Consider the following 8180-nt stretch of genomic DNA (forward strand, 5'->3'; position numbering starts at 1 on the left):
GACCTGCGGCGCTTCAAGGACTTCATCGAGCACGAGGGCCGGGAGGAGGGCGGCTGGCGCGGCCGGATCACCCCTGGCTGAGCGTCCGTCGTCGACCGCACCCCCTGGCCGCGGCCCCGGTCCGAGTGGCCGGGGCCGCCGCCCGGCCACGCCCGTCGACGGGATGCGCTTCACGAGCGTCCGCAGGACTCCGAGCCGAGCCCCCCGTTCACCACCCGAGCCGAGCCCCGAAGGGCCCGGCTCGGAGGGTGAGTGGATGGGTCACCATCGGTGTGGGGTGGGCCCTGGCCGGTGGCGACCAGTCAGCCGTAGGTGACGGTGGTGAGGGGGACAGCGGCGGTCGCTGCACGCCGGCATCCGGTGAGAAACCGGCTGACGAGGGTGGCGGGGCACCAGGCGGAACACCGCCAGGAGAGACAGGCGACTGATCGGGTGCGGCACGGGATCGAAGCCGCGGTGCGATTCCCGCGGCCTGTTCGCCGTGGCGTGTGGGCGGTGCGTGGGGCTGGCCGAGCGGATGATGCCGACTCTGACGGCATGCTCGCGCGAGGGGGCCGGACGGCTCAGTCCTTCCGGCCATGGAAGATCGAGCCGACCCACAGCGCGGCTGTGTATCCGTGCGTAGCCGGGCTGGTGGATCCATCAGAGTGCCAGTCAAACGCTCGTGCTGTGGGTCGTCCAGCGGCATGGCGCCCGGAATGTGATACCCGCAGGCGGGCAAGGTCGGGGTTGTCTAGAAAGCGGGGCGGCGAGCCGCCACGAGGCCGGATCCAGGGGCCTGCACAACGTGCAGTCCTGCGGCTTCGAGCTCCTCGGTGAGACGCTCGGGCGGGGTCGGCCACATGTCGAACGCCTCCCGAGCCTCGCGCAGCAGCTCCTGCCCGCGTTGGACGCGGTAGGTGAAGACCACGCGCAGGATGCCGCGGTCGGGTCGGCGGGTGACGTCGGCGCTGTACAGGTCGGGGCCCACCCGCACCGGACCGAGCCGTCCCATCGTCTCGCACCCACCGGTCAGGTCGGCGGGTGGCGGATCGAACAGGAGCAGGCCGCCCGGCAGGAGGGCGGCCGAGATCGCCCTCCAGGTGGCGCGCCTCGTCGGGGGATCCAGGCAGGCGATCACGTTGGAGGCGACGGCGAGGTCCGCCACGGCCGTCAGGCCTGCCGCCGCGAGGGGCTCGGGGTGCACGGTGACGCGGGCGCGCTGGTCCGCCCCGAGGTGGGCCAGGCGCGACAGCAGGGCGGCGCGCATGGCCGGGGCCGGTTCGACGGCGTGGACGGGCACGCTGGAGGCGCGCAGCAGGACCTCGGTGACGATGCCGGTGCCGGCGCCGACATCCAGGACCGCGTGGCGGGCCCGGGTGGCGGCCGGGGCGAAGCGCCGCTCGGCCAGACGGCGGTCGGTCTCGGCCTGCAGGAGGTCGTAGAACTCCGCGGAGACCGCGTAGCCGCCGGTGTCGCCCACGTCCGGGCGGCTAACCGGGCTGCGTCGTGTAGCGGGTCGGGTCTCCGAGAGCGCTGCTGTCGAGGCGGGTGAGGAGTTCGCCGACGTCGCGGTGGACTTCGAGGGCTCCGGCCGTTCGCAGAGCCCGTTCGCCGAAGCCGCCGGACAGTACCGCCACGCACGCGACTTCGGCCCCGGCGGCGGCCTGGACGTCCCAGGGGGTGTCGCCGATGAACAGCGCCTGGCCCGGCTTGGCGCCGGACTTGGCCAGGGCGGCGTGGACGAGGTCGGGGGCGGGCTTGCTGGCCTCGACGTCGTCGGCGCTGGTGGCATGGTCGATCGCGTCGTCGGCGTCCAGCGCGCGTCGCATCACCTGAAGGTCGCGTGCTGAGGCGGAGGAGGCGAGGGTGATCGTCCAGCCGCGCCGTTTCAGTTCCCGCAGCAGGCCGCCGGCGCCGTCGAAGGCGCGCAGGCGCGGCCAGAAGCGGGCGAAGAGCGCCTGGTGTGCCGCGCTGATCGCCTCATCCTGCTCGCGGTCGCGGTCCTCACCCAGCAGGTGGTCGAGGAGCTGGTCGCCGCCCATGCCGATCGCCCCGTGAATGCGGGCCATCGCCGGGGTGTGGCCGAACTGGCCGAGCGCCTCGGCCCAGGCGACGGTGTGCCAGTAGCTGGTGTCGAGCAGTGTGCCGTCGACATCGAACAGTGCTGCGGCCGGCATCGAGGCCTCCTTCGTTCACGCCCTGGGTAGGTCCACCCTGTCGACGCTACGACCCGACAACCGGCCACGCACGCGGCGCCGGACCGTTTGCCTCGCCGTCTCCGGGAAACCCGGAGCAGCATGGAACCTATGGAAGCTGCATGCCGCACCGTCGTCATCACCGGGGCCAGCGGCGGCATCGGCCGCGCCTGCGCCGAGGCATTCGCCGCCCACGGGGACCGGCTCGCGCTGATCGCCCGCGGCCGGACCGGCCTCGAGGCGGCCGCGCGGGAGGCCAAGCTGGCCGGCGCCGCCAAGGTCATCGCCATCGAGGCCGACGTCGCCGACACGGACGCGGTGGAAGCCGACGCCGAACGGGCCGAGAGAGCGCCTACAGCGGCGCCAAGCACGCCATCCAGGGCGTCAACGAGGCGCTGCGCTGCGAACTGCTCGCCTCCGGCGCGCGGGTGCGGACCACGATGGTGCGGATGCCGGCCGTCAATACCCCGCAGTTCGACTGGGTCCGTTCCCGACTGCCCAACCGGGCGCAGCCGGTGCGGCCGATCTACCAGCCCGAGGTCGCCGCCCGTGCCGTGCTGTACGCGGCCGACCACCCCGGGCGGCGCGAGTACTGGGTCGGCGGCAGCACGGTGGCCACCCTGGTGGCGAACGCCGTCGTGCCCGGGCTGCTGGACCGCTACCCGGCCCGCACCGGCTTCGGCTCCCAGCAGGAAGACCGCCGGCGCCGCGCCACAGACCCGGACAACCTGTTCGAGCCGGTCGATGCCCGGCGGGACTTCGGGGCGCACGGCCGGTTCGACGACCGGGCCCGGGACCGCAGCCCCCAGCAGCAGGTGGCGCACGCCTTCGGCGCCCTCGTCGACGCGGGGCGTCGCGCGGCCGGACGGGTGCAAGCCGGTTTGCCCGGCGCCGGTGGCGGGTTCCTCTCACGGATGCGGGGAACACGCGCCCCGGAGTCGTCGGAAAGGAGTGTCTGATCATGCCTCGCGGATCGACTCCCAAACGGGAGCGGCAGTACGAGCACATCAAGGACAGCGCGCTGGAGCGCGGTGAGAGCGAGAAGCGCGCCAAGGAGATCGCCGCGCGCACCGTGAACAAGGAGAGGGCCCGGCACGGGGAGTCGAAGACCGCCAGCCGCAGCTCGGTGAAGGACATCTCGTCGTCCCGTCGAGGTGGTCTGCGTTCGCACAGCGGCTCGCAGGGTCCCACGTACGAGCAGTTGTACAACGAGGCCAAGCTGCGCAACGTCCACGGCCGCTCGAAGATGAACAAGAAGGAACTCGAACACGCCCTGGGCCGATAGGAGCTGGTGACCGTGGGTACCGTTCCCGTACCGCCCGACCCCGACACCAACCCCCTGCCACCGACCGAGCCCCCGCGGCCGCCCGGTCCGCCGGAGCCGGTCGAGCCTCCGGTGCCGCCGGATCCGCCCGCGCCTCCCGGCTCGCCCGAGCCTCCGCCCGAACCGCCCGCCCCGCCCGCCCCGCGCGAGCCGACGGAACCGGCACCGCCGGAACCCGGGCACCCCCGCCCGCCGGAGCCTCCCGATTGACCTGGAGCCCATGACACGGCTGGGCCCTGGATGGCGCGTGGAGGCGCCGCCTGCGTCGCGGTGTCGCCAGGCGGCCGGCAATCGAACAACGGCCTGGGGAACGGCATCGCCCGCATCTACTGGACCGTCTTCTCCGGCCCCGGCGGCATCCCCCACCAGGCCTTCCGCACCACCTTCACCGCCCTCGGCCTTCTCACCGCCCTGCTCGGGGCCCTGATGTGCTGGCAGCAGCGCCACCTCAAGCGCCTGCTCGCGTTCTCCACCATCAGCCACGTCGGCCTGTTCCTCATCGCCGTCGCCCTGCTCACCCCCGACGGCGCCACCGGCACCGCGGTGTACGTCGCCGCGCACGGCCTGGTGAAGGCCGCACTGTTCGCCCTCACGGGCGTCCTGCTGGACCGCTACGGCTCCGTCGACGAGCACGGCCCGCACGGCAAGGCACGTGACCTGCGCACAGTCGGCGTGCTGTTCGTGGCCGGCGCCCTGGCCCTGGCCGGGATGCCGCCGTTCGGCACGGGCCTCGGCAAGGCCCTGAGCGAGGACGCCGCGGCCGGTGGCAGCCGTGGCTGCCCGCCGTGTTCGTCGCCGCCTCCGCCGTCACCGGCGCCGCCGCTCTCCGCGCGGCCCTGCGGATCTTCTTCGGCATCGGCCCCGCCCCGCGCAGTCGACCGGACCAGGACGAGACCACCGGCGAGGGCGAGGAACCCGAGATCCGTTCCCCGCAGCGCACCCTGCCGCGCGCCATGACGATCGTCCTGCCCGCAGAACGGACACCGTGACTGCCGGCCCGCGCTCCCGGCGTGCGGCGTACGGTGGGGCAGGCGGCCAGAGGCCGATGGCGCCCCGAGAACCCGGCGCCCCCGTGCGGGGTGTGCGGGCCCGCAGGTGTGGCGGGCGGCCCGCCGAGGTGAGCGTGGCCAAAGAAAGGGCGCGAGGCCCGCGCCTGGACAGCCGGGCGTGCACCCGGGCAGGCTGGAGGCAGTGCCCGGGCGCCCGAGCCACGAGAGGTGGTGGCCATGTCCGTTCACCGGCGCTACGCGGTGACGCTGCCCGGACCTGTCGGCGCGCACGCCCGGCCCACGGTGCTCCCGGTGCACCTGAGCGAAGACGTCGCCCCGAGCGGTGGCCACGTCTGGACGGACGCCTCCGGCCAGTGGCGGATGCGGATCGACGGCGACGTGGCGACCGTACTGTCCGCGCCCGCCGCATACGACGGCCGCCACCCCTGCCTGGACGCCGTCCCGATGCCCTGAGCGGGCGACCCCTGTGGGCAAGGCAGCAGTGTCTGGAACCTGATGGTTCGGGACTCCGGCGGCCCGTCCGGGCACACCGTGGCGATTTGGCGAAAGCAGACGGGCTCGAACGGCCGCTCGCCGGTCCGCGCTCCGGTGGGTTGGCGGGGTGCGCAGGTTCGCGTATGGCGCGGTGGACGAGGCCGTCGACATCTTCCGGCGCGGCCGGTGGTTCCGGCCCGGACAGCAGCCCGCGACATCCCGCCCCCGGTCCGGTCGGTCCGTCGGCGGCCGGCGTTGGTCCAGCGGGCGCGACACCCGGCCGGCTCCGCAGCACGGCCGCGCCCGCGGTCGGGTCACCCGGGGAGTGGTGACGAGCCCTGGCCTTGGAAACGGGCCGTCGCGGAGGTCCCGGCCGACGAGGTGAGCCGGTCGATTGGGCATGCGCGGTCGCCGCCACGTCATGGTTGGCGGTTCAGGCCGCGATTGGGGTGAGGTCGGCGCGGCCGAAGAGCAGGGCCCAGCCGTGGGGCAGTTGGTGAAGGATGCGGTCGGTGAGGTGGTCGTCGGCGAGGTCGGTCAGGGCGGCCAGGACAGTGGAGGTGTCCCAGCGGGCGGCGGCGAGGGTGGTGCCGAGGGCGTCGGCGACGGCTTCGACGAAGGCGGGGGCCGAGACCGGTTGGGGCAGGGGGATCTGGGAAGCGAAGACAGCGCGCGCCCGCTCGGGGAGTGCGGTGGCGAGGTCGCAGCGTTCGTCGCCGGTGAGCTGGGAGCCGAGCAGCGCCAGGACGGCGGCGAGGGCGCGTTCGGCTTCGTCGTCGCTGGGGTAGCGGCCGAGGGTGCGGACCTGCTGGATCAGGTGGCGGTGCCGGGTCATGGGGGTGGCCTTCCAGGCGTGGGCCGCCGCGCCGGGGCGGCCGTGATGGGGGTCAGGGGTGTTGTCCGGCGGCGGGGCGGCCGAAGAGCACGTCGTAGCCGGGCGGCAGTTGGAGCAGGACCTGTTCCATGAGCTGGTCGCCGGCGGCGTCGGCGACGGTGGACAGGACGGCGCCGATGTCCCACAAGGCGGTGGTTTCGGTGGCGCCTTCGATCCAGGCGGCGGTGGCGCGCACGAACCGTTCGGGGCTGAGCGGTTCGGTGGCCTGCAGCGGGTTGAGCAGGACCAGGGCGAGCGTCTCGGGCAGGCGGGCCGCAAGGTCCGAGCGCACGGCGCCGACCAGGTGTGCGCCGAGCAGGGCCAGGACGACGTGCGCGCAGTGTTCGGCTTCCTGGGCTGTGTCGTATTCGCCGCGTTCCCGGACCTGGTCCAGGAACGCCTCCCAGTGCAGTGTCATTGCGGGTTCCTCCCTCCGATCGGCGGCGGACGCCGGGTCTGGGCCGTGCGGCCGGGCGGGCACGGCGCCGGGGCCGGCCAGGTCGTCAGGCCGGTCAGTTCGAGGAGCCGGGCCACCGGGCGGGAGATGCCGCGCAGGGCCAGGTGCCCCCCGTTTCGGTCGGACTGGTTGCGGGCCTCCAGCAGGACATTCAGTCCCGAGCAGTCCATGAACGTCACCTGTGACAGGTCGAGCACCACCTGCCGGTGGTCCACCAGCGCGCGGGACAGTTCGCGGCGCAGGTCCGCGGCGGTGTCGAGGTCGATCTCGCCGCACACCCTCACCGTGAACTGTGGTGCCGGGGTGGTCATGGGGCGGCTCGCTGTCCGTTGGTCCCGCGGGGCGCGGGCGTGTCCGGAAGGTCAGGCCAGGGCCGGGGTGTCCCGTGCCGCGCCGCCGGGGGGATTGCGGGGCGGCACGGGACGGCTCGGGGAGAGGTCAGGCCTGGATCTGCTTGTGGCCGTCGCCGTGGGCGATGGCGATCTTGCGGGGCTTGGCCTTCTCGGCGACCGGGATCTTCAGGGTCAGCACGCCGGCGTCGTAGTCGGCGGTGATCCCCTCCGGGTCGAGGGTGTCGGAGAGCATGACCTGCCGGGAGAACACACCGAGCGGGCGCTCGGACAGCTCCCACTTCACGTCGTCACCCTGTCGGTGCGGACGGCGCTCGGCCTTGACGGTCACCATGTTCCGCTCGACGTCGATGTCGATCGCCCGCGGGTCCACCCCGGGCAGGTCGAAGCAGATCACGTACTCCTCGCCCGCGCGGTAGGCGTCCATCGGCATCGGCGTCGGCCGCGACCAGGTACCGGTCGTGTTGAGGAACTGCTGGGTCAGCCGGTCCAGCTCGCGGAACGGGTCAGTGCGCAGCAGCATCGCGAAACACCTCCATTGATCGTTGGGTGCCAGTGCGCTTCACCTGACACCGTTGTAGCACGTCATCCATCCGATGACAATTGCTGCGCGTCGTCCATAGAATGACCGCATGAGCGCAAAGCCCCCGAAGCCCGCAGCCAGGCCCGAGCCGGTCTCCTTCCTCGCCGCCGCCGCGGCGCTCGCGGCCATCGACGACGCCGTGCGCACGGCCGGGGAACCCGGCCGTCCCGCAGGCCACGGCGTACCGGGAGGCGGTGCCGAGCAGGCCTTGGCCGCCCTCGTGCTGCTGCGGGAGGTGCGTACCCAGCTCGCCGACTGGGAGGCCCCGATGGTCGAGGCCGCCCGCGCCGCAGGCGCCACCTGGGCCGACCTCGCCCAACCCATGGGCGTCGCCAGCCGCCAGGCCGCCGAGAACCGCTACCTGCGCCTGCGCCCCGCCCGCACCACCACCGACACCACCGACACCACCGACGCCACCGCTACCGGCGCGGAACGGGTCAAGGCCGTGCGCGACCGCCGTGCCGCCGACCGCGCCGTCGACGCCTGGGCCCGCGACCACGCCGCCGGCCTGCGCGTCCTGGCCGCCCGGATCGCCGCCGCCCCCGGCCACACCCCCGAAGCCGGGCCCGCCCTGGACGCCCTCACCGCCGCCCTCGGCGCCACCGACCCGGCCGACCTCATAGCGCCCCTGACCGGTATGCGCCCCCACCTCGGTGACGCCCATCCCGACCTCGCCGCCCGCCTCGACGACCTCACCGACCGCACCGACCGCCTCCGCCATGACAGTGACCAACGACGCGCCTGACCACTCGACCCCGGCCCTGGCCCAGGACCGGTGGCAGCACATCGAGGACCGCCTCACCGCCATCGAACTGCGGATCCGCGAACAGAGCACCGCGGCCCGCACCGTCCTCGACACCCGCCTCGCCCGCCTCGACGCCCTGCGCCGCCGGCTCGCCACCCAGCCCTGGCCCCCGCAGGGCCCCGACAC

11 protein-coding genes and 1 pseudogene are annotated in these 8180 nt (G+C 73.8%); 6 read left to right on the top strand and 6 right to left on the bottom strand.

Annotated elements, in window-relative coordinates:
* Positions 1 to 733 precede the first annotated feature (733 nt).
* Positions 734 to 1462, bottom strand: coding sequence for a class I SAM-dependent methyltransferase (locus ACIQOV_RS16330; protein ID WP_401049079.1), 729 nt, complete (start codon positions 1460 to 1462; stop codon positions 734 to 736).
* A 10-nt stretch (positions 1463 to 1472) separates the two neighbouring features.
* Positions 1473 to 2159 carry an HAD family hydrolase gene (locus ACIQOV_RS16335; protein ID WP_401049081.1) on the bottom strand — a complete coding sequence of 229 codons (687 nt, stop codon included), beginning with the start codon at positions 2157 to 2159 and terminating at the stop codon, positions 1473 to 1475.
* A gap of 120 nt (positions 2160 to 2279) precedes the next feature.
* Between ACIQOV_RS16335 and ACIQOV_RS16340 the strand changes: the two are divergent.
* From ACIQOV_RS16340 to ACIQOV_RS16355, 4 genes and pseudogenes are all read left to right on the top strand, one after another.
* A pseudogene (locus ACIQOV_RS16340) lies at positions 2280 to 3136 on the top strand (SDR family NAD(P)-dependent oxidoreductase).
* 2 nt (positions 3137 to 3138) lie between these two features.
* Positions 3139 to 3462 (top strand): plasmid stabilization protein, encoded by a 324-nt coding sequence (locus ACIQOV_RS16345; protein ID WP_401049083.1) that lies wholly within the window; start codon positions 3139 to 3141, stop codon positions 3460 to 3462.
* A gap of 279 nt (positions 3463 to 3741) precedes the next feature.
* Positions 3742 to 4458 (top strand): proton-conducting transporter membrane subunit, encoded by a 717-nt coding sequence (locus ACIQOV_RS16350; protein ID WP_401049085.1) that lies wholly within the window; start codon positions 3742 to 3744, stop codon positions 4456 to 4458.
* Positions 4459 to 4727: 269 nt separating this feature from the next.
* Positions 4728 to 4964, top strand: coding sequence for a DUF6296 family protein (locus ACIQOV_RS16355; RefSeq protein ID WP_401049087.1), 237 nt, complete (start codon positions 4728 to 4730; stop codon positions 4962 to 4964).
* A gap of 454 nt (positions 4965 to 5418) precedes the next feature.
* Here ACIQOV_RS16355 and ACIQOV_RS16360 read toward each other — a convergent pair whose 3' ends face one another.
* The 4 genes from ACIQOV_RS16360 to ACIQOV_RS16375 all read right to left on the bottom strand — a co-directional run bounded on the left by ACIQOV_RS16360 (position 5419) and on the right by ACIQOV_RS16375 (position 7189).
* Positions 5419 to 5820, bottom strand: a complete 402-nt coding sequence (locus tag ACIQOV_RS16360; protein WP_401049089.1) for a DUF2267 domain-containing protein — start codon at positions 5818 to 5820, stop codon at positions 5419 to 5421.
* A 52-nt stretch (positions 5821 to 5872) separates the two neighbouring features.
* A complete protein-coding gene (locus ACIQOV_RS16365; RefSeq protein WP_401049091.1) occupies positions 5873 to 6277 on the bottom strand; it encodes a DUF2267 domain-containing protein in 405 nt (134 codons plus the stop codon).
* Entirely contained in the window at positions 6274 to 6627 is a 354-nt protein-coding gene (locus ACIQOV_RS16370) for an STAS domain-containing protein (protein ID WP_401049092.1), read from the bottom strand. The genes ACIQOV_RS16365 and ACIQOV_RS16370 overlap by 4 nt, the downstream gene beginning before the upstream one ends.
* Positions 6628 to 6754: 127 nt before the next feature.
* A complete protein-coding gene (locus ACIQOV_RS16375) occupies positions 6755 to 7189 on the bottom strand; it encodes an Hsp20/alpha crystallin family protein (protein WP_401049094.1) in 435 nt (144 codons plus the stop codon).
* Between the two features lie 109 nt (positions 7190 to 7298).
* On the opposite strand from ACIQOV_RS16375, the gene ACIQOV_RS16380 reads away from it, so the two are divergent.
* Complete coding sequence (locus ACIQOV_RS16380) at positions 7299 to 7994, top strand: type III effector protein (RefSeq protein ID WP_401049096.1); 696 nt, start codon at positions 7299 to 7301, stop codon at positions 7992 to 7994.
* Positions 7969 to 8180: hypothetical protein (locus tag ACIQOV_RS16385; protein ID WP_401049098.1), on the top strand; the 212-nt coding region annotated here is incomplete at its 3' end. The genes ACIQOV_RS16380 and ACIQOV_RS16385, both read left to right, overlap by 26 nt.

The organism is Kitasatospora sp. NPDC091257 (genome assembly GCF_044757675.1).
GTDB classification, from domain to species: Bacteria; Actinomycetota; Actinomycetes; order Streptomycetales; family Streptomycetaceae; genus Kitasatospora; species Kitasatospora lactacystinica.

Bases quoted from the DNA above. Each gene is read 5' to 3' on its own strand.
- ACIQOV_RS16335 (WP_401049081.1), bottom strand. From the start codon at position 2,159: ATGCCGGCCGCAGCACTGTTCGATGTCGACGGCACACTGCTCGACACC.
- ACIQOV_RS16345 (WP_401049083.1), top strand. From the start codon at position 3,139: ATGCCTCGCGGATCGACTCCCAAACGGGAGCGGCAGTACGAGCACATC.
- ACIQOV_RS16350 (WP_401049085.1), top strand. From the start codon at position 3,742: ATGGCGCGTGGAGGCGCCGCCTGCGTCGCGGTGTCGCCAGGCGGCCGG.
- ACIQOV_RS16355 (WP_401049087.1), top strand. From the start codon at position 4,728: ATGTCCGTTCACCGGCGCTACGCGGTGACGCTGCCCGGACCTGTCGGC.
- ACIQOV_RS16360 (WP_401049089.1), bottom strand. From the start codon at position 5,820: ATGACCCGGCACCGCCACCTGATCCAGCAGGTCCGCACCCTCGGCCGC.
- ACIQOV_RS16365 (WP_401049091.1), bottom strand. From the start codon at position 6,277: ATGACACTGCACTGGGAGGCGTTCCTGGACCAGGTCCGGGAACGCGGC.
- ACIQOV_RS16370 (WP_401049092.1), bottom strand. From the start codon at position 6,627: ATGACCACCCCGGCACCACAGTTCACGGTGAGGGTGTGCGGCGAGATC.
- ACIQOV_RS16375 (WP_401049094.1), bottom strand. From the start codon at position 7,189: ATGCTGCTGCGCACTGACCCGTTCCGCGAGCTGGACCGGCTGACCCAG.
- ACIQOV_RS16380 (WP_401049096.1), top strand. From the start codon at position 7,299: ATGAGCGCAAAGCCCCCGAAGCCCGCAGCCAGGCCCGAGCCGGTCTCC.